1 protein-coding gene is annotated in these 544 nt (G+C 72.2%); it reads right to left on the reverse strand.

Going from position 1 to position 544, the window contains the following annotated elements:
• Nucleotides 1-19 precede the first annotated feature (19 nt).
• Nucleotides 20-544: cation transporter (locus TN53_RS41990; RefSeq protein WP_046264167.1), on the reverse strand; the 525-nt coding region annotated here is incomplete at its 5' end.

Here is a 544-nt window from a genome sequence, read left to right on the forward strand (position 1 = left end):
GCGTTCGGCGGGCTTGCGGTCAGTTGCAGCAGTCGCAGCCGGGGCGGCAACCGCACGCGTCCCCTTCGATACCGGCGAAGGACGCTGGGGGCGCGGCGGCCGGGGTGGCGCAGCAGCCCTTGCCCTGCCATGCGTCGCGGCCTTCCTTGACCGCGATGGCGGCGATGACCAGGGCCGCGATCGGGTCAGCCCAGGACCAGCCGAGGGTGGCGTTGAGGACCAGGCCGACCAGGAGGACGGCGGACAGGTATGTGCACAGGAGCGTCTGCTTGGAGTCGGCGACCGCGCTGGCAGAGCCGAGCTCGCGTCCGGCGCGGCGCTGGGCGGCGGACAGGAACGGCATGACCGCCAGCGACAGGGCGGCGAGTGCGATGCCCGGCAGGGAACGCTCTGTCTCGCCGGTGCCGGTCAGCGCGCGGACGGCGTCGATTGTCACGTATACGGCGAGCACGAAGAAGGAGACCGAGATGATCCGCAGTGCCGTGTGCTCCCGGGCTTCTCGGACCGCGTGGTCGCGGGCGGAGAACTGCCAGGCGACCGCGGC

It is taken from the genome of Streptomyces sp. WM6386 (assembly GCF_000972385.1).
GTDB lineage: Bacteria > Actinomycetota > Actinomycetes > Streptomycetales > Streptomycetaceae > Streptomyces.